This is a genomic window from Streptomyces sp. NPDC057287, from assembly GCF_042667905.1.
Lineage (GTDB): Bacteria > Actinomycetota > Actinomycetes > Streptomycetales > Streptomycetaceae > Streptomyces.
In genome coordinates this window covers 276,726-295,156 of record NZ_JBHUYV010000008.1, presented here as the reverse complement: position 1 = coordinate 295,156, position 18,431 = coordinate 276,726, and the positions used below count along the sequence as shown (strand labels likewise).

Sequence of the window (18,431 nt, the reverse complement as noted above, 5' to 3'; positions counted from 1 at the left end):
CCGGAGGCAGCAAGGCAGGACCGCCGGTCACCGGCCGGAGGGCTCCCCGGCCGGTGCGCGGCTCAGTCCTCGCCCTCCAGGTCGCCCTCGGTCTCCAGGAACACCTGGCGCAGCGCCTCGAGCACCGCCGGGTCGGGCTTGGCCCACATGCCCCGGGACTCCGCCTCCAGGAGTCGCTCCGCGATGCCGTGGAGTGCCCAGGGATTCGCCTGCTGGAGGAATTCGCGGTTCGTCGGGTCGAGGACGTACGTCTCGGTGAGCTTGTCGTACATCCAGTCCGCGACGACACCGGTCGTCGCGTCGTACCCGAACAGGTAGTCGACCGTCGCGGCGAGCTCGAAGGCGCCCTTGTACCCGTGGCGGCGCATCGCCTCGATCCACTTCGGGTTGACCACACGGGCGCGGAAGACCCGGGACGTCTCCTCGACCAGCGTGCGGGTGCGGACCGTCTCGGGGCGGGTCGAGTCGCCGATGTACGCCTCGGGGGCGGTGCCCTTCAGCGCGCGTACGGTCGCGACCATGCCGCCGTGGTACTGGAAGTAGTCGTCCGAGTCCGCGATGTCGTGCTCACGGGTGTCGGTGTTCTTCGCCGCCACCGCGATCCGCTTGTACGCGGTCTCCATCTCGTCCCGCGCCGGGCGTCCGTCCAGCTCACGGCCGTAGGCGTAGCCACCCCACACCGTGTACACCTCGGCGAGGTCGGCGTCGGTGCGCCAGTCGCGGGAGTCGATCAGCTGGAGCAGCCCGGCGCCGTACGTACCGGGACGGGAGCCGAAGATCCGGGTGGTGGCGCGCCGCTCGTCGCCGTGTTCGGCGAGGTCGGCCTGCGTGTGGGCGCGTACGAAGTTCTGCTCGGCGGGCTCGTCGAGGGAGGCCGCCAGGCGCACCGCGTCGTCGAGCAGGCCGATGGTGTGCGGGAACGCGTCGCGGAAGAAGCCGGAAATGCGCAGCGTGACGTCGATGCGGGGCCGGCCCAGCTCCTCGTACGGGATCGGCTCCAGGCCGGTGACCCGGCGGGAGGCGTCGTCCCAGACGGGACGGACACCGAGCAGGGCGAACGCCTCCGCGATGTCGTCGCCGGCGGTGCGCATGGCGCTGGTGCCCCACAGGGACAGGCCGACGGAGGTGGGCCACTCGCCGTTGTCGGCGCGGTAGCGCTCCAGGAGCGAGTCGGCGAGGGCCTGACCGGTCTCCCAGGCGAGGCGGGAGGGGACGGCCTTCGGGTCGACCGAGTAGAAGTTGCGGCCGGTCGGCAGGACGTTGACCAGGCCGCGGAGCGGGGATCCGGACGGTCCGGCGGGGACGAAGCCGCCGTTCAGCGCGTGGACCGCGTGGTCGAGCTCGTCGGTGGTCGCGGCGAGGCGGGGCACGACCTCGCGGGCGGCGAAGTCGAGGATGTCGGCGACGGCCTGAGGGTGCCCCGCGGCCACTCCGGCGACGGCGTCCGGGTCCCAGTCGGCGTCGTCCATCGCCTGGACGAGCGCGCGGGCCTTCTCCTCGGTCTCGTCGGCGGCGGTACGGGTGGCGGCCGACTCGTCGAGGCCGAGCGCCTCGCGCAGGCCGGGCAGCGAGGCCGTGCCGCCCCAGATCTGGCGGGCGCGCAGGACGGCGAGGACGAGGTTGACGCGGTTCTTGCCTGCCGGGGCGCTGCCGAGGACGTGCAGACCGTCGCGGATCTGGACGTCCTTGATCTCACAGAGCCAGCCGTCGAGATGCATGATGAATTCGTCGAAGCCCTCGTCCTCGGGCCGGTTCTCCAGGCCCAGGTCGTGGTCGAGCTTCGCGGCCTGGATGAGGGTCCAGATCTGGGCGCGGACGGCCGGCAGCTTGGCCGGGTCCATCGCGGCGATCTGGGCGTGCTCGTCCAGGAGTTGTTCGAGCCGGGCGATGTCGCCGTAACTGTCGGCGCGGGCCATCGGCGGCACCAGGTGGTCGACGAGGGTGGCGTGCACGCGGCGCTTGGCCTGGGTGCCCTCGCCCGGGTCGTTGACCAGGAACGGATAGACCAGCGGCAGGTCGCCGAGCGCCGCGTCGGGACCGCAGGCGGCTGAGAGGCCGGCGTTCTTGCCGGGCAGCCACTCCAGGTTGCCGTGCTTGCCGAGGTGGATCATCGCGTCGGCGCCGAAGCCGTTGTCGTCGGCGGACGCGGCGATCCAGCGGTACGCGGCGAGGTAGTGGTGCGAGGGCGGCAGGTCGGGGTCGTGGTAGATCGCGATCGGATTCTCGCCGAAGCCGCGCGGCGGCTGGATGAGGATCAGCAGGTTCCCGCGGCGCAGGGCGGCGAGCACGATGTCGCCCTCGGGGTTGCGGGACCGGTCGACGAACATCTCGCCGGGGGCCGGGCCCCAGTGCTCCTCGACGGACGCGCGGAGTTCGGCGGGCAGCGTGGCGAACCAGCGGCGGTAGTCGGCGGCGGGGATGCGGACGGGGTTGCGGGCCAGCTGCTCCTCGGTGAGCCACTCCTGGTCGTGGCCACCGGCCTCGATCAGCGCGTAGATCAGCTCGTCGCCGTCGCCCGAGACCAGGCCCGGGATCTCCTCCTCGGGCCCGAAGTCGTAGCCCTCCGCCCGGAGCCTGCGCAGCAGGGCGACGGCGCTGGCGGGCGTGTCGAGGCCGACCGCGTTGCCGATCCGGGAGTGCTTGGTCGGGTAGGCGGACAGGACGAGCGCTATCCGCTTCTCGGCGGCCGGGATGTGGCGCAGCCTGGCGTGCCGTACGGCGATCCCGGCGACCCGGGCGGCGCGCTCGGGGTCGGCGACGTACGCGGGCAGGCCGTCCTCGTCGATCTCCTTGAAGGAGAACGGCACGGTGATCAGGCGGCCGTCGAACTCGGGGACGGCGATCTGCGTGGCCGCGTCCAGCGGGGAGACACCCTCGTCGTTCTCCTCCCAGGCCGCGCGGGGGCTGGTGAGGCAGAGCGCCTGGAGGACCGGGACGTCGAGACCGGTGAGGGCGCCGGCGTCCCAGGACTCGTCGTCGCCGCCCGCGGACGCGGTGGCCGGCTTGGTGCCGCCCGCGGCGAGCACGGTGGTGACGATGGCGTCGGCGGCCCGGAGCTCGTCGATGAGCTCGGGCTCGGGCGTGCGGAGCGAGGCGACGTACAGCGGGAGGGGGCGCGCACCGGCGTCCTCCACGGCCCTGCAGAGCGCCTCGACGAAGTCGGTGTTCCCGCTCATGTGGTGGGCGCGGTAGTAGAGCACCGCGACCGTCGGGCCGGCGACGTCACGGGCGGTCCGCTCCAGCGGGCCCCACGCGGGGGCCGGGGCGGGCGGCTCGAAGCCGTGGCCGGTGAGCAGCACGGTGTCGGAGAGGAAGCGGGCCAGCTGCTCCAGGTTGGCGGGGCCGCCGTGCGCGAGGTAGGCGTGCGCCTCCGCCGCGATGCCGATGGGCACGGTCGACGCGGCCATCAGCTGGGCGTCGGGGGCCTGTTCACCGGTGAGGACGACGACCGGGCGGCCGGTGGCCAGCACCTGGTCGAGCCCTTCCTGCCAGGCGCGGACACCACCGAGGAGGCGTACGACGACGAGGTCCGCGCCCTCCAGGAGCCGCGGCAGGTCCTCGACGGAGAGGCGGGACGGATTCGCGTAGCGGAAGCCGACCGGGCCGCCGGAGGCACGGGCGCTGAGCAGGTCGGTGTCGGACGTCGACAGGAGCAGGATCATGCGGCGTCAGGCCTTCCTCGGGGTGTCCACGCCCCGGGCAGTGTCGGATTGGGGTCTCCCCTGCTCGAGCGAAGCCGAGAGCTTGGGGAATGGAGTTCCTGACTCGTCCGGCCGATGGGCCGGGCTCACAGTGGCGGGACCGCGCCGGATTCTCACCGGGCTTCCTCCGTGTCGCCGTCTGGCGATGGCGGACCGAACGGACCGCCGCTAGGCATAGTAGGCGGGGGGTGGGGGGTCCTGACCAGACGGCCCCCGCCCCGGCCGTGGGGGGTGTCCCGTAGGTCACAGTGACCGCAGGGGTCCGCCACGGTCACGGTCGGTATGCTCGCCGCCATGTCGGCCTCCCCCCTTACGCCCCGTCCTCCGGGCGATGCGTGCGCCCGGAGCGGCGGGGACGCGTGCCCCGGCGCACTGCGCCTGCACCGGGCGGACGACGGTGCGCTGGCGCGGATCCGCATACCCGGCGGGGTGCTGACACCCCCTCAGGCCGAGGCCCTCGGACACGCTGCCGGGCACTTCGGTGACGGTGAGCTGCATCTCACCTCCCGCGGAAACGTGCAGCTGCGCGGGCTCGCCCCGGACTGCGGAGCGGAACTGGCCGGGCTGCTGGACCGGGCCGGGCTGCTGCCCTCCGAACACCATGAACGGGTACGGAACGTGGTCGCCTCCCCGCTCTCCGGGCTCGACCGTCTCGGTGCCGCCGACGTCGGACCGTGGCTGACCCGACTGGACCGGCTCCTCTGCGGGAGCGACCGTGCGACGGAGCTCTCCGGACGCTTTCTGTTCGCGCTCGACGACGGCCGCGGTGACGTGGACGCCCTCGGCGCCGACCTCACCCTCCTGGGCCTCGGTGACGGCAGCGGCCGGCTGCGCGTCGGGGACGGCGACGCCGTCCTCCGGGTACCCGCCGGCGAAGCCCCCCGGGCCGCGCTGATCGCCGCCGAGGCCTTTCTGGACTCGGCACGGGACACCGGCGCGTGGCGGGTGAAGGACCTGCCGGGTGACGCGGCGGCGGCGCTGCCCGCCGAGGCCATGCGGCGGCTGCGCGAGGCCGGCATCCCCGTCGCCCCGGACCGGCACCCGCGCCCCCTCGAAGCGCTGCCCCCGGCGCACGGCCCCGTCCCGGGCGGCCGTCGCGAGGCCGCACTGTCCGTCGGCGTACCGCTGGGGCGGCTGGCCCAGGAGCAATGGCGGCTGTTGTCCGGAGCCGGTGGGCTGCGGCTCACCCCGTGGCGCGGAGCCGTCGTCACCGGGATCGCGCCCGACCGTGCGGCCGGCCTTCTCGCCGAGCTCTCCGCAGCCGGACTGATCACCGGTCCCGGCTCCCCGTGGGCCGGTGTGGGGGCCTGCATCGGACAGCCCGGCTGCGCGAAGTCGCTGGCCGACGTGCGGGCCGAGGCGGGGGCCGCCGTGGGACCGGCCGGACGGCTCCCTGTGTACTGGTCCGGGTGCGAACGCCGGTGCGGCCATCCGCACGGGGAGTGGATCGACGTGGTCGCCACCTCCGGCGGACACCGGATCTCCCGTGTGCGGGGGGACCGGACGACGGAGGCGGTGACGGTCCGGGACGACCCGGCCGCGCTCGCCGCCGCCGTGGCGTCGGCCCGGGGCACACACCCCTGACCAGCATGTATCACCCCCTGTTCGACCAATTCGACCTGTTCGATGAAGAAAGCGACAGCACTGTGCACCAGTACGAGAAGGACGGACCGGCGATCTACCGCCAGTCCTTCGCCACCATCCGCGCGGAGGCGGATCTGGCAGGGCTGCCCGCCGATGTGAGCCAGGTGGCCGTCCGCATGATCCACGCCTGCGGCATGGTCGACCTCGTACGCGATCTCGCCTTCTCCCCGAACGCGGTGGCCGACGCCCGCGCCGCCCTGCGCTCCGGTGCCCCGATCCTGTGCGACGTGGCGATGGTCGCCAGCGGGGTCACCCGCAAGCGGCTGCCCGCGGGCAACGACGTGATCTGCACCCTGTCCGACCCCTCCGTGCCCGAGCTGGCCGCGAAGCTCGGCACCACCCGCAGCGCCGCCGCCCTGGAGCTGTGGCGGGACCGGATGGAGGGCGCGGTCGTCGCCGTGGGCAACGCGCCCACCGCCCTCTTCAGGCTGCTGGAGATGATCGAGGAGGGCGCACCGCGCCCCGCCGCCGTCATCGGTGTGCCGGTCGGCTTCATCGGGGCCGCCGAGTCCAAGGAGGCGCTGGCCGCCCACCCGTCCGGGCTTGAGCACCTCGTCGTACGGGGCAGGCGCGGCGGTAGCGCCATCGCGGCCGCCGCCGTCAACGCCATCGCCAGCGAGGAGGAGTGAGCGTGCCCGAGCAGCAGCGGACGGAAGGCGCCGGACGGCTGTACGGGGTCGGGCTCGGCCCGGGTGACCCGGCGCTGATGACCGTGCGTGCCGTGCAGATCATCGGTGAGGCCGACGTCGTGGCCTACCACTCGGCGCGGCACGGCCGCTCCATCGCCCGCTCGATCGCGGCGCAGTACATCCGCGCCGACCACATCGAGGAGGCGCTGGTCTACCCCGTCACGACGGAGTCCACGGACCACCCCGGCGGCTACCGGGGCGCGCTGGACGAGTTCTACGCCGAGGCCGCGGCCCGCCTCGCGGTGCACCTCGACGCAGGGCGCACCGTCGCGGTGCTCGCCGAGGGCGACCCGCTCTTCTACGGCTCCTACCAGCACATGCACAAGCGGCTCGCGGACCGCTACGACACCGAGGTCATCCCCGGCGTCACATCGGTCAGCGCCGCCGCGGCCCGCCTCGGCACCCCGCTCGTGGAGGCCGAGGAGGTGCTGACGATCCTGCCGGGCACCCTGCCCGAGGAGGAGCTGACGGCACGTCTGGCGGCCACGGACTCAGCCGTGGTGATGAAGCTGGGCCGGACCTTCCCCGCCGTGCGCCGGGCGTTCGAGGCGTCGGGACGGCTGCCCGAGGCCCGGTACGTCGAGCGGGCCACCATGGCCGGGGAGCGCACCGGTGACCTGGCGGACACCGACCCGGACTCCGTCCCGTACTTCGCGGTCGCCGTGCTGCCCAGCCGGATCGACGCGCCCCGCCCCGAGCGGGCCCCCGGTTCCGGCGAGGTCGTCGTGGTGGGGACCGGGCCGGCGGGACCGCTGTGGCTGACGCCCGAGACACGGGGGGCGCTGGCCGCCGCCGACGACGTGGTCGGCTACACGACGTATCTGGACAGGGTGCCGGTCAGGCCCGGTCAGCAGCGTCACGGCTCCGACAACAAGGTCGAGTCGGAGCGCGCCGAGTTCGCCCTCGACCTCGCTCGTCGTGGGCGCCGCGTGGTCGTGGTCTCGGGCGGCGACCCCGGGGTCTTCGCGATGGCGACGGCCGTGCTGGAGGTGGCCTCCCAGGACACGTACACGGACATCCCGGTGCGGGTGCTTCCCGGGGTGACCGCGGCCAATGCCGCCGCGGCCCGCGCCGGTGCGCCGCTGGGCCACGACTACGCCACCATCTCCCTGTCGGACCGGCTCAAGCCGTGGGAGGTCATCGCCGGGCGGCTACGCGCGGCGGCGGCGGCCGACCTGGTGATGGCCCTGTACAACCCCGGTTCCCGGAGCCGGACCTGGCAGGTCGGCAAGGCCCGTGACCTGCTGCTGGAACACCGCTCCCCGGACACGCCCGTCGTACTCGGCCGGGACGTCGGAGGACCGGCGGAGAGTGTGCGGACCGTACGGCTGGCCGATCTGGACCCGATGGAGGTCGACATGCGGACGATCCTCATCGTCGGGTCCTCACAGACCCGGTGGGTGCACCGGGGCGACGGGCGGCAGATCGTCTGGACACCGCGCCGCTACCCCGAGGCCTGACAGGACGGGCGGCGCCGCACCGAGCGAGCGCCGCCCGGCCTGCGCGGTGACCGACGCGCCGTCCCGTGTCCGATAGCCGAGACCGGCTCCGGCAGTCAGCCGCGATCCCCCAGGTCCCGCAGGTCTCCCGGATCCGACAGGCCCCGCAGGCCCCGCAGGTCCCGCAGGTCCCGCAGCAGGGCGAGGGCCTCCTCCGGGGTACCGGCCACCGGCACGCCCGCCGGCACCGGCGGGCGCCCGACCACCACCACCGGGATTCCGGCCTCGCGCGCGGCGGTGAGCTTGGGTGCCGTCGCGTCACCGCCGCTGTCCTTCGTGACGAGGACGTCGATCCCATGACGCCGGACCAGCTCCCGTTCGCCCTCCAGGGTGAACGGACCCCGGTCCAGCAGGACCTCGGTCCGCGCCGGATACGGAGGCTCGGGAGCGTCCACCGAGCGCATCAGGAACCACAGCTCGTCCAGCGCGGCGAACGCCGCCAGTCCCATACGTCCCGTGGTGAGGAAGACGCGCGACCCCAGTGCCGGCAGCAGTTCCGCCGCGCCCGCGAGGGAGTCGGCGGCGTGCCAGCGGTCCCCCTCGACGGGCACCCAGCCGGGCCGCCGGAGAGCGAGCAGGGGAACATGGACAGCGGCGGCGGCCGAAGCCGCGTTGAAACTGATCGTTTCTGCGAAGGGATGGGTGGCGTCGATGACCGCATCCACACGGTGTGCGCGGAGCCACTCGGCCATGCCCTCGGCTCCGCCGAAGCCCCCGACACGCACCTCCCCGGGCGGCAGCCTCGGCCGGGCGACACGGCCGGCGAGTGAGCTGGTGACCCTGATCCCGTCCACGGCCACCAGGGACTCCGCGAGCCGGCGGGCCTCCGTCGTGCCGCCGAGGAGGAGTACGTGCAAGGACATCGGATCGGTCCATCCATGAGCAGTGAGGCGCAGGGCGGGCGCACCGCCCAACTCAAGCACACCGGTCTGCGGCCGGGATGGACGACCGGGGCGTGCGCGACAGCGGCGACCACGGCGGCGTACACGGCCCTGCTGACCGGCGAGTTCCCCGATCCGGTGACCATCACCCTGCCCAGGGGGCAGACCCCTGCCTTCGCGCTCGCGGTGGAGGAACTCGGCGACGGGCGGGCCACGGCCGGCGTGGTCAAGGACGCGGGCGACGACCCGGACGTCACGCACGGCGCGCTGGTGCGGTCGACGGTACGGCTTCTGCCGCCGGGGTCCGGTGTGGTGTTCCGGGCGGGACCGGGCGTGGGGACCGTGACTCTCCCCGGTCTGCCCCTCGATGTCGGGGAGCCCGCGATCAACCCCGTCCCGCGCCAGATGATGCGGGACCACGTCGAGCGGGTGGCGGCGGAGAACGGCGGCACCGGCGACGTCGAGATCACGGTCTCGGTCGACGACGGCGAGGAGATCGCACGTTTCACGTGGAACATCCGGCTGGGCATCCTGGGCGGCATCTCGATCCTGGGCACGACGGGCATCGTGGTGCCGTACTCCTGCTCGGCCTGGATCGACTCGATCCGCCGCGGGGTGGACGTGGCGCTCGCGGCCGGGCACCGGCATGTCGCGGGGTGCACGGGCTCGACCTCGGAGAAGACGGTGGTGGCCGAGTACGCGCTGCCGGAGATCGCCCTGCTGGACATGGGGGACTTCGCGGGTGCCGTGCTGAAGTACGTACGCCGGCATCCGGTGGAGCGGCTGACGATCTGCGGAGGCTTCGCCAAGCTGTCCAAGCTCGCCGCCGGACATCTGGACCTGCACTCGGGCCGCTCCCAGGTCGACAAGCCGTTCCTGGCCCGGCTGGCACGGCAGGGCGGCGCCGACGAGGCGCTGGCGGCGGAGATCGAGGTCGCCAACACCGGCCTCGCGGCACTGCAGTTGTGCACGGCGGCCGGCGTGCCGCTGGGCGACCTGGTGGCGGTGGCGGCCCGGGACCAGGCCCTGTCGGTCCTGCGGGGAGCGCCGGTGACGGTGGATGTGATCTGCATCGACCGGGCGGGAGCCGTGGTGGGGCGCAGCGAGGCGCGATGAGCGGCGGGGCCCCGGCCACGCCGCGGTGAGGTCCGGAGCGGAGACGGGACGGAAGCCGCCCCGCCGGTCAGCAGGTGTGGCGGTCCCGCGCCGGGGAGTACAGGTGGCTGTCACGGAACTGCTCCGCGCCCAGCGTCCGGCCGACCATGATCACCGCGGTCCGGATCACCCCCGCCTCCTTCACCTGCTCAGCGATGGAGTCCAGCGTGCCGCGCAGGACGATCTCGTCCGGGCGCGAGGCCATGGCGACCACGGCGGCGGGGCAGTCCGCCCCGTAGTGCGGCCGCAGCTCGTCGACCACGCGGTCCACGTACCGCGCCGCGAGGTGCAGCACGATCAGCGCACCGCTACGGCCCAGCGTGGCCAGGTCCTCTCCCTCGGGCATGGCCGTGGCGCGCTGGGCGATCCGGGTGAGGATCACGGTCTGGCCGACCGTGGGCACCGTCAGCTCCCGCTTGAGCGCCGCGGCGGCCGCGGCGAAAGCGGGTACTCCCGGCACCACCTCGTACGGCACGCCGGCCTCGTCGAGCCGCCGCATCTGCTCGTTCACCGCGCTGAAGACCGACGGGTCGCCGGAGTGCAGCCTGGCCACGTCGTGGCCCGCCTCGTGGGCGCCCACCAGCTCGGCGGTGATCTGGTCGATGTCGAGCAGGGCCGTGTCCACCAGCCGGGCGTCCGGCGGGCATTCGGCCAGCAGCTCGCGCGGCACGAGGCTGCCCGCGTACAGACAGACCGGGCTGGCGGCGAGCAGCCGGGCGCCGCGCACCGTGATCAGGTCGGCGGCGCCGGGGCCCGCGCCGATGAAGTACACGGTCATCTGTCGTCTCCTGGAGCGTGCGAGGGGTCTGCAACGGGCGAGGGTTCCGGAGCGTGCGGAGGTTCCGGAGCGTGCGAGGGCTTCCGTACGGACCACTGGGTGACGGGCATGGCCTGACGCCAGCCGGTGAACCCGCCGACGGGCACGGCGTGGGATACCGCGAGGCGGACGAGGTCTCCCCCGAGCCGTCGGTACCACTCGGCGAGGAGCGCCTCCGACTCCAGCGTCACCGTGTTGGCCACCAGCCGGCCGCCCGGGGGCAGTGCGTCCCAGCAGGTGTCGAGCAGTCCGGCTGCGGTCAGCCCGCCGCCGATGAACACCGCGTCGGGCGCGGGCAGTCCGGCCAGGGCGTCCGGTGCGCGGCCGGTGACCACGCGCAGCCCGGGTACGCCGAGCCGGTCCGCGTTGCGGGCGATGCGCCCCGCCCGTGCCGGATCGCGTTCCACGGTCACGGCGCGGCAGGACGGATGGGTGCGCATCCACTCCGCGGCGATCGATCCGGAGCCTCCGCCGACGTCCCACAGGAGCTCACCGGGCGAGGGAGCGAGCACGCCGAGCGTGGCCGCCCGCACATGGCGCTTGGTGAGCTGTCCGTCGTGCTCGTAGGCCTCGTCGGGAAGCCCCGGCACGGCTCCGAGGCGCAGGGCGTCCGGGGCGCTCCGGCAGTCCACCGCGATGACGTTGAGCGGGTCCCCGGGCGGGTGCTCCCAGGTGTCGGCGGTGCCGTCCAGGCAGTCCTCGGCCGTGGAGCCGAGCTGTTCGAGCACCCGCATCCGGCTGGGCCCGAAGCCGTGCTCACGGAGCAGGGCGGCCACCGCGGCGGGTGTGGCCGCGTCCGCGGAGAGCACCAGCAGTCCGCGCCCGTCGTGCAGCGCGGCGGCCAGCCGGGCGGTGGGCCGTCCGACGAGGGTGACGGTCTCGGTGTCCTCCATCGGCCAACCGAGCCGGGCGCAGGCGTACGACACCGAGGAAGGGTGCGGCACGACGTGCAGCGCACCGGCGCCCAGCTCCTCGGTGAGGGCCCGCCCGATGCCGTAGAACATGGGATCGCCGCTGGCCAGCACGGCGGTCCTGCTCCCCGCGTGCGCGGCGAGCAGACCGCGCACGGCCGGCCGCAGCGGCGAGGGCCATGGCACGCGCCGGCCGGCGCATTCCGGCGGGAGCAGACCGAGCTGACGCTCACCGCCGATCAGGATCTCGGCGTCCAGGAGCACCGCCCGCGCGGTCCCGGGGAGGCCCGCCCAGCCGTCGGCACCGATCCCCACGACGCTCACGGCGGACGGGGCCGCCGGGACGGCGGGCAGGGGTGATGCGGGGGTCACGGCCGGTACCTCGGGGTTGGTTGGGACGACGCAGCCGAACTCTACGGGGAGCGTTTCCGGGCCCGCGCGGCGGAGTGATTCCGAGGAATCTCCCGCGTGGTGTCGAGAACCGGCCGGTGGCTCCGACGTCCCCTGTGAAAGCCGCTCGCAGGGGGCGGCGACCGGAGACGGAGGAGCGACACCATGAAGTACCTGGTCATGATTCAGGGCTCGCAGGCCGACTACGAGGCCATGTCGGGGAAGCCGTCGGCGGAGAGCCCGGCCTGGAGCGAGAAGGACATGAAGGCGATGTTCGCCTTCATGGAAGGGATCAACAACGATCTGGCGGAGTCCGGCGAGATGGTCGACGGCAACGGACTGGCCGAACCGGCCAGGACCCGCTGTGTGCTGCCCGGCGACGACGGTCGTCCCGTGGTCACGGACGGACCGTACGGGGAGACCAAGGAGCAGCTCGCCGGGTACTGGGTGCTCGACTGCGAGAGCCTGGAGAGGGTCACCGAGATCGCCGCGCGCGTCGCGCTGTGTCCGCAGCCCGAGGGAGCACCCGTCCACCCGGTGGTGATCCGGCCGATCATGGACGACGGTGGCGAGCTCACGACCTCCGGATGAGGGGCGCAGGTGAACCGTAGGGAGACAGGCGTCGAGGACCTGCTGCGCCACCACGCGCCGCAGGTCCTCGGCGCGCTCGTCCGCCGTTACGGACACTTCGACACGGCGGAGGACGCCGTGCAGGAGGCGACGCTCGCGGCGTACCGGCAGTGGCCGGCCGACGGGGTGCCCGGCAATCCGCGCGGCTGGCTCATCAGGACCGCGTCCAGGCGGCTGACCGACCAGCTGCGCAGCGACTCCGCACGGCAGCGGCGTGAGGCGAGGGCCGCCGCGCTCACCCCCCGCGACGCCTTCACCGCCCCGCCGCCCGGGGAGAGCCGGGCCCCGTCCGCCGACGACACCCTCACCCTGCTCTTCCTCTGCTGCCACCCCGGGCTCCCGCCCGCCGCCCAGGTCGCGCTGACCTTGCGCGCCGTCGGCGGGCTGACGACGGCGGAGATCGCGCGGGCCCATCTGGTGCCCGAGGCGACGATGGCACAGAGGATCAGCCGGGCCAAGCAGAAGGTACGGGGCGTGCCGTTCCGGCAGCCCGGTCCCGCCGACCGCGACCAGCGGCTCACCGCCGTGCTCCAGGTGCTCTACCTGATCTTCAACGAGGGGTACACCGCGACGTCCGGCAGCGATCTGCACCGCGCCGACCTGGCCCGGGAGGCGATCCGGCTGACCCGCGCCGTCCGCACGCTGCTGCCCCGGGACGGGCGGGTGACCGGGCTGCTGGCCCTGATGGTGCTCACCGAGGCCCGCAGCGAGGCGCGCACCGGACCGCACGGCGAGCTGATCCCGCTCGACGAGCAGGACCGCACCCGCTGGGACCGGGCGGCGATCGACGAGGGCACGGCCCTGGTGGAGGAGGCGCTGTCCGAAGGCCCGGCGGGGGCGTATCAGCTGCAGGCCGCGATTGCCGCGCTCCACGACGAGGCGGCCCGTGCCGAGGACACCGACTGGCCCCAGATCCTGGCCCTGTACGACCTCCTCGTGCACAGGACCCCGGAGCCGATGGCGGAGCTGGGCAGGGCGGTGGCCCTCGCCATGGTGCAGGGCCCGCGGGCCGGGCTGACCGCCGTCGCGGCCCTGGAGGACCGGCTGGCGGGACACCACCGGCTGGACGCGGTGCGGGCCCACCTGCTGGAGAGGGCCGGGGACCGCGAGGCGGCGCGCGCCGCCTATCGGCGGGCGGCGGGCCACACGCTCAGCGCACCCGAGGCCCGCTATCTGCGGATGCGGGCGGCACGGCTGCCGCCGCCGGACGGCGCAAGCCCCGGGTAGGCGGGCGCCGCGGCCGCGGCGGTGTACCGAGTCGCCGATCCCGGTCTCCCTCGCGATCATCGAATACATGACCAACAGCGACAACGGCAAGGCCCGCACCGTGCGGATCGCCCAGGAGCCAGACGCGGACGCCCTGCTGGCCCGCAGTCCGCTGGCCGCCCTCGTCGGCATGCTGCTGGACCAGCAGGTACCGATGGAATGGGCGTTCACCGGCCCGCTCACACTGGCGCAGCGCATGGGGTCGGACGATCTGGACGCCCGGGAGATCGCCGCGTACGACCCCGAGGCCTTCACCGGCCTGTTCACCGGAAAACCCGCCCTGCACCGGTATCCGGGCTCCATGGCCAAGCGGGTGCAGCAGCTCTGCCAGTTCCTGGTGGCGGAGTACGACGGGCGGGCCGAAGCGGTCTGGGCCGATGCCGCCACCGGGGCCGAGCTGCTGAAACGGCTCAACGCACTGCCGGGATTCGGGACCCAGAAGGCGCAGATCTTCCTGGCCCTGCTGGGCAAGCAGTTCGACGTACGTCCGACCGGCTGGCGGGAGGCCGCCGGGGCGTACGGCGAACAGGGCTCGCACCGGTCGGTGGCCGACATCACCGGCCCCGATTCGCTCGCCGAGGTGCGGGCGTTCAAGCAGCAGGCGAAGGCGGCGGCCAGAGCGGCGGGCGGGTCCACGTGAGCGGGGGGCGGCCGGCCCGGCGGGGAACGGCCCGCCCGTACAGGAGAGACCGGGCGCCGACCGGCGACGGCGCCTGTCCCGCGCCCGCACCGGTACGGAACCGGCCACGCACCTGATCAGGAACGGCCACACCTGTTCACAGACAGCGGCCGGCTCGCTAGCTTCCCCCCACATCCGTTCACACCGGAAGGACTCCTGTGCACGCACAACGTCGCAGAGCCATGGCAGTCGTGGCCGCCACCGCCCTGGCCGCACCTCTCCTCCTCGCCGCGTCGCCGGACCACGGACACACCGCGCGGGACCCGGCCAGGGACGCCGCCAGGCTCTCCCGGCAGCTGGTCGAGAGTTCCTCCGCCAAGGGCGCCCACCGGCACCTGGAGCGGTTCCAGGCCATAGCCGACTCGGCGGACGGGCACCGCGCGGCCGGATCTCCCGGTCACGACGCCTCCGCCGCCTACGTCCACCGGCTGCTCCGGAAGGCCGGATACCGGGTCGGCTACCAGACGTTCGAGTTCATCTACACCGAGACCCTCGCCGAGAAGCTCGCCGTGGTCTCCCCCACGCCCCGGGACATCTCGATCCGGGCGATGACGTACACCACCTCCACCGAGGAGGGCGGCATCACCGCCGCTCTCGTCGCCGTCCCCACCGACGACACCACCGGCTGCGAGGCGGCGGACTACGCCTCGGCCGCGTACACCGGCAGGATCGCCCTGATCAGAAGGGGCGGCTGCTCCTTCGCGGAGAAGCAGGCGGCGGCCGCGGTGGCGGGCGCTGCGGGAGCGGTGATCTACAACAACACCGAGGGGGTCCTCTCCGGGACCCTCGGCGATGCCGCGGCGGGAAAGATCCCCACCGGCGGACTCACCCGGGACGAGGGCGAGAAGCTCGTCGCGGACCTCGCGGCGGGCGAGGTGAAGGTCTCCTTCGAGATCCGCGAGTTCCAGGAGGAGCGCACCACCCGCAACGTCGTGGCCGAGACGCCCGGCGGGAACGCGAGCAGGACGGTCATGCTCGGCGCGCACCTCGACTCGGTCACCGACGGCCCCGGCATCAACGACAACGCCTCCGGCTCGGCCGGACTCCTCGAAGTCGCCCTGGAGCTGGCCAGGACCCACCGGGCTCCCGCCAACAAGGTGCGGTTCGCCTGGTGGTCCGCGGAGGAGAACGGCCTGCTGGGCTCGGAGGCGTACGTCGCGAAGCTCTCCGCGGCGGAGCGCGGGAAGATCGCGCTCTACCTCAACTTCGACATGATCGCCTCCCCGAACGGTGTGCAGTTCGTCTTCGACGGCGACGACTCCGACGGCGCCGGAGCGGGCCCCGGCCCCGAGGGATCCGCCCAACTGGAGCGTGACATCAGCGCGTTCCTGGACAGCGAGGACAAGCCGCACACCGGCACGGACTTCACGGGGCGCTCCGACTACGGCCCGTTCATCGAGGTCGGCATCCCGTCCGGAGGCACCGACACCGGCGCCGAGGGCATCAAGACGGCCGAGCAGGCCAGGACGTACGGCGGAAAGGCCGGCATCGCGTACGACCCCTGCTACCACGCCGCCTGCGACGACCTCGACAACATCGACATGAAGCACTTCGACACCAACATCGACGTGATCGCCCACGCCGTGGGCACCTACGCACACGACCTGAGCTCCCTGAGCCGCCCGGTGCCGGCCGCGTCGGCCTCCGGCGACGCCCGGAGCAGCGGCGGGCTGCGCGAGGGCCACGCGCACGGCGTCACCGAGTAGCGCGTCCGCACTCCGCGGGCCGGCTCCCCGCCCGCGGAGTGCGACGCACCCGGGCTTCACCGGGCCGCCACCGTCGGGCCGTCGCGCGTCCACCCGGGCGCCCCCACGAACCTGCTCCGCACACATGACAGACAGTGCGACGTTTTGGGACGTTTCATACCTGTTTGAACGGCAGTCCGGTCCTGTTCCGTGGCTGCGCCCGGAGGCCCTTGCCCGGTAGGCTTTCCGTGTGATCTTCAAGCGCATCGGAAATGGGCGGCCATATCCAGACCACGGCCGGGAAAGCACCCGCCAGTGGGCGGATGTCGCGCCGCGCCCGGTCCGCCTCGACCAGCTCGTGACCACCAAGGGCCAGCTGGATCTCGAAACCCTGCTCGCCGAGGACTCCACGTTCTACGGCGACCTCTTCGCCCACGTCGTGAAGTGGCAGGGCGATCTCTACCTCGAGGACGGACTGCACCGCGCCGTGCGCGCCGCACTGCAGCAGCGCCAGGTGCTGCACGCACGTGTGCTCGAGATGGGCTGAACGCGCCACACCCACCCGTGGAGCATTTCGGGCCTTTCGAGTGCTTTTATGCTCGTTCGGGTGCCATAGGTTGATCGTTTAGTAGGCATCATCACCAGGTCGCACTACGCTTCGCCCATGAGCATGCTGACCCCTCCCGGCATGGGCGGAAAGTACCGCATCACGGGTAACACCTTCCCCCGCATGCGCCGCCCCCGTCATCGCCGCAAGCTGGTCCTTTCGGCAGCCGCCGCCGTGGTGGCCCTCGGCCTGGCCGGTTGGGGCACGCTGCAGCTCATCGACGTCTTCACCGGCGGCGACAAGCAGGCCAGCGCCGCCGACCGCCCCAAAGCCTGCCCCTCCCCGAGCGCCTCGACGCCCGCGAAGGTGCTCCCCAAGCCGGCCGCCATCAAGGTCAACATCTACAACGCGACGCCCCGCAGCGGGCTGGCCAAGGCCGCGGCGGACGAGCTCAAGAAGCGCGGCTTCGCCATCGGCAAGGTGGACAACGCACCGGCCGCCTACGACAAGAAGGTCCCCGGCACCGGGATGCTGCTCGGCGGCCCGACGGCCATGAACGGCTCGTTCCCGGTGCTCGCCACGCAGCTGCCGGGGGCCGCACAGAAGACCGACGCCCGCAGGACCGCGGACGTCGATCTGATCATCGGTACGAAGTTCAAGGCGTTCAGCACGCCCGCGGCCGCCGCGTCGGCGCTCACCGCACTGACGAAGCCGGCCCCTGCTCCGTCCTCCTGCTGAGGCGGCGGGGCCGGCCCGACGGGCGTCCGGGCCGGGAGGGCCGGAGCCGTCCGGTCAGTCGACCGTGCCGTACATGCGGTCGCCGGCGTCGCCGAGCCCCGGCACGATGTAGCCGTTCTCGTTGAGCCGCTCGTCGACCGAGGCGGTGACCACCGTGACCGGCGATCCCGCCAGCTCGCGCTCCATCACCTCGACGCCCTCGGGCGCCGCCAGCAGCACGACCGCGGTGACATCGTCCGCTCCGCGCTTGATCAGCTCCCGGATGGCCGCGACGAGCGTGCCGCCGGTGGCCAGCATCGGGTCCAGGACATAGACCTGACGGCCGGAGAGGTCCTCGGGCATCCGCGTCGCGTACGTCTCCGCCTGGAGAGTCTCCTCGTTGCGGATCATGCCCAGGAAGCCGACCTCGGCGGTCGGGAGCAGGCGCACCATGCCGTCCAGCATGCCGAGACCGGCGCGCAGGATCGGGACGACCAGGGGGCGCGGGTACGACAGCTTCACGCCGGTCGTGGGCGTCACCGGGGTCTCGATGTCGACCTGCTCGGTCCGCACATCCCTGGTGGCCTCGTACGCGAGGAGGGTGACCAGTTCGTCGGCGAGCCGCCGGAAGGTCGGGGAGTCGGTGCGCTTGTCGCGCAGCGTGGTGAGTTTGTGCGCGACCAGCGGGTGGTCGACGACGTGGATCCGCATGCCGTCAACAGTAACCGGGCCCAGGAGGGGCTTTCCGCCGGTCCGCACTGGCATCAAGCACCTGTTCGGGGGGAAGGTGGGGGCATACGGACCCGGGCTTGGGGTGGTGTGTCGATTGCGCGACGGGGAGCAGCGGGATCAGCGGCAGGGCGGACGCGACGCGCGCGACCTGCCCGACGCTCAGGAGAAGGTGCCGGACGCGCAGGAGAGTGACGCGGCACGCCGGAGGCGCAGGGCGCAGTTCCTCCGTGAGCTCCACGAGGCGAAGCAGCTGCGCGACCGGGTTCAGCCGCGCCGGGCCCGCGCGGCCCGTATGCGCCAACAGATGCGGATGCGTACGTTCCGCTGGTGAGGGCGTCCGACGGAGACCACTCGGCAGCGCCGGCGGGACGCGGGTGAACAGTGTCAGCCGTCACCCGCTCCAGGAACTGATGGCCGACGCAACGGTCGAAGAGGTCTCGCATCGCGCTCGTTTCTGCCACGATGCCGATTGGGCGGGGCCCAGAGCA

16 protein-coding genes and 1 riboswitch are annotated in these 18,431 nt (G+C 73.2%); of the genes, 11 read left to right on the top strand and 5 right to left on the bottom strand.

Annotated features, from left to right (window positions below; translation table 11 throughout):
* Nucleotides 1-62 precede the first annotated feature (62 nt).
* Nucleotides 63-3,662: a cobaltochelatase subunit CobN gene (gene cobN, locus ACFUNE_RS18305; protein WP_383568470.1), complete on the bottom strand. Its 3,600-nt coding sequence runs from the start codon at nucleotides 3,660-3,662 to the stop codon at nucleotides 63-65.
* A gap of 92 nt (nucleotides 3,663-3,754) precedes the next feature.
* Nucleotides 3,755-3,829: riboswitch (cobalamin riboswitch) on the bottom strand.
* 154 nt (nucleotides 3,830-3,983) lie between these two features.
* Between cobN and ACFUNE_RS18300 the strand changes: the two genes are divergently transcribed.
* The 3 genes from ACFUNE_RS18300 to cobJ all read left to right on the top strand — a co-directional run bounded on the left by ACFUNE_RS18300 (nucleotide 3,984) and on the right by cobJ (nucleotide 7,494).
* Nucleotides 3,984-5,285: a cobalamin biosynthesis protein CobG gene (locus ACFUNE_RS18300; protein WP_383568467.1), complete on the top strand. Its 1,302-nt coding sequence runs from the start codon at nucleotides 3,984-3,986 to the stop codon at nucleotides 5,283-5,285.
* A gap of 62 nt (nucleotides 5,286-5,347) precedes the next feature.
* Complete coding sequence (locus ACFUNE_RS18295; RefSeq protein ID WP_383568686.1) at nucleotides 5,348-5,974, top strand: precorrin-8X methylmutase; 627 nt, start codon at nucleotides 5,348-5,350, stop codon at nucleotides 5,972-5,974.
* Nucleotides 5,971-7,494, top strand: a complete 1,524-nt coding sequence (cobJ, locus tag ACFUNE_RS18290) for a precorrin-3B C(17)-methyltransferase (protein ID WP_383568464.1) — start codon at nucleotides 5,971-5,973, stop codon at nucleotides 7,492-7,494. Before ACFUNE_RS18295 ends, cobJ begins: the two co-directional genes overlap by 4 nt.
* 95 nt (nucleotides 7,495-7,589) lie before the next feature.
* Here cobJ and ACFUNE_RS18285 read toward each other — a convergent pair whose 3' ends face one another.
* Nucleotides 7,590-8,396, bottom strand: a complete 807-nt coding sequence (locus ACFUNE_RS18285) for a cobalt-precorrin-6A reductase (protein WP_383568461.1) — start codon at nucleotides 8,394-8,396, stop codon at nucleotides 7,590-7,592.
* Nucleotides 8,397-8,411: 15 nt separating this feature from the next.
* On the opposite strand from ACFUNE_RS18285, the gene ACFUNE_RS18280 reads away from it, so the two are divergent.
* Complete coding sequence (locus ACFUNE_RS18280) at nucleotides 8,412-9,530, top strand: cobalt-precorrin-5B (C(1))-methyltransferase (RefSeq protein ID WP_383568458.1); 1,119 nt, start codon at nucleotides 8,412-8,414, stop codon at nucleotides 9,528-9,530.
* Between the two features lie 67 nt (nucleotides 9,531-9,597).
* Here the strand turns inward: ACFUNE_RS18280 and cobM are convergent, their stop codons facing one another.
* Both cobM and cbiE read right to left on the bottom strand, forming a co-directional pair.
* Nucleotides 9,598-10,347 (bottom strand): precorrin-4 C(11)-methyltransferase, encoded by a 750-nt coding sequence (gene cobM / locus ACFUNE_RS18275; protein WP_383568455.1) that lies wholly within the window; start codon nucleotides 10,345-10,347, stop codon nucleotides 9,598-9,600.
* Nucleotides 10,344-11,669, bottom strand: coding sequence for a precorrin-6y C5,15-methyltransferase (decarboxylating) subunit CbiE (gene cbiE / locus ACFUNE_RS18270; RefSeq protein ID WP_383568452.1), 1,326 nt, complete (start codon nucleotides 11,667-11,669; stop codon nucleotides 10,344-10,346). Before cbiE ends, cobM begins: the two co-directional genes overlap by 4 nt.
* A gap of 183 nt (nucleotides 11,670-11,852) precedes the next feature.
* Between cbiE and ACFUNE_RS18265 the strand changes: the two genes are divergently transcribed.
* The 6 genes from ACFUNE_RS18265 to ACFUNE_RS18240 all read left to right on the top strand — a co-directional run bounded on the left by ACFUNE_RS18265 (nucleotide 11,853) and on the right by ACFUNE_RS18240 (nucleotide 17,232).
* Entirely contained in the window at nucleotides 11,853-12,278 is a 426-nt protein-coding gene (locus ACFUNE_RS18265; protein ID WP_383568449.1) for a YciI family protein, read from the top strand.
* A gap of 9 nt (nucleotides 12,279-12,287) precedes the next feature.
* Nucleotides 12,288-13,544: an RNA polymerase sigma factor gene (locus tag ACFUNE_RS18260; RefSeq protein WP_383568446.1), complete on the top strand. Its 1,257-nt coding sequence runs from the start codon at nucleotides 12,288-12,290 to the stop codon at nucleotides 13,542-13,544.
* Nucleotides 13,545-13,611: 67 nt separating this feature from the next.
* On the top strand, nucleotides 13,612-14,223 hold the full coding sequence (locus tag ACFUNE_RS18255; RefSeq protein ID WP_383568443.1) for an HhH-GPD-type base excision DNA repair protein: 612 nt from the start codon (nucleotides 13,612-13,614) through the stop codon (nucleotides 14,221-14,223).
* A 221-nt stretch (nucleotides 14,224-14,444) separates the two neighbouring features.
* The gene (locus ACFUNE_RS18250; RefSeq protein ID WP_383568440.1) at nucleotides 14,445-15,968 is read left to right on the top strand and encodes a M20/M25/M40 family metallo-hydrolase; all 1,524 of its coding nucleotides are present in this window, start codon (nucleotides 14,445-14,447) and stop codon (nucleotides 15,966-15,968) included.
* A 229-nt stretch (nucleotides 15,969-16,197) separates the two neighbouring features.
* A complete protein-coding gene (locus ACFUNE_RS18245; RefSeq protein ID WP_014155093.1) occupies nucleotides 16,198-16,494 on the top strand; it encodes a type II toxin-antitoxin system VapB family antitoxin in 297 nt (98 codons plus the stop codon).
* Nucleotides 16,495-16,635: 141 nt separating this feature from the next.
* Entirely contained in the window at nucleotides 16,636-17,232 is a 597-nt protein-coding gene (locus ACFUNE_RS18240) for a LytR C-terminal domain-containing protein (RefSeq protein ID WP_383568683.1), read from the top strand.
* Nucleotides 17,233-17,286: 54 nt separating this feature from the next.
* Here the strand turns inward: ACFUNE_RS18240 and upp are convergent, their stop codons facing one another.
* Nucleotides 17,287-17,922 carry a uracil phosphoribosyltransferase gene (upp, locus tag ACFUNE_RS18235; protein ID WP_383568437.1) on the bottom strand — a complete coding sequence of 212 codons (636 nt, stop codon included), beginning with the start codon at nucleotides 17,920-17,922 and terminating at the stop codon, nucleotides 17,287-17,289.
* A 115-nt stretch (nucleotides 17,923-18,037) separates the two neighbouring features.
* Between upp and ACFUNE_RS18230 the strand changes: the two genes are divergently transcribed.
* Complete coding sequence (locus tag ACFUNE_RS18230) at nucleotides 18,038-18,274, top strand: hypothetical protein (protein ID WP_383568435.1); 237 nt, start codon at nucleotides 18,038-18,040, stop codon at nucleotides 18,272-18,274.
* The last annotated feature ends 157 nt before the right edge of the window (nucleotides 18,275-18,431 follow it).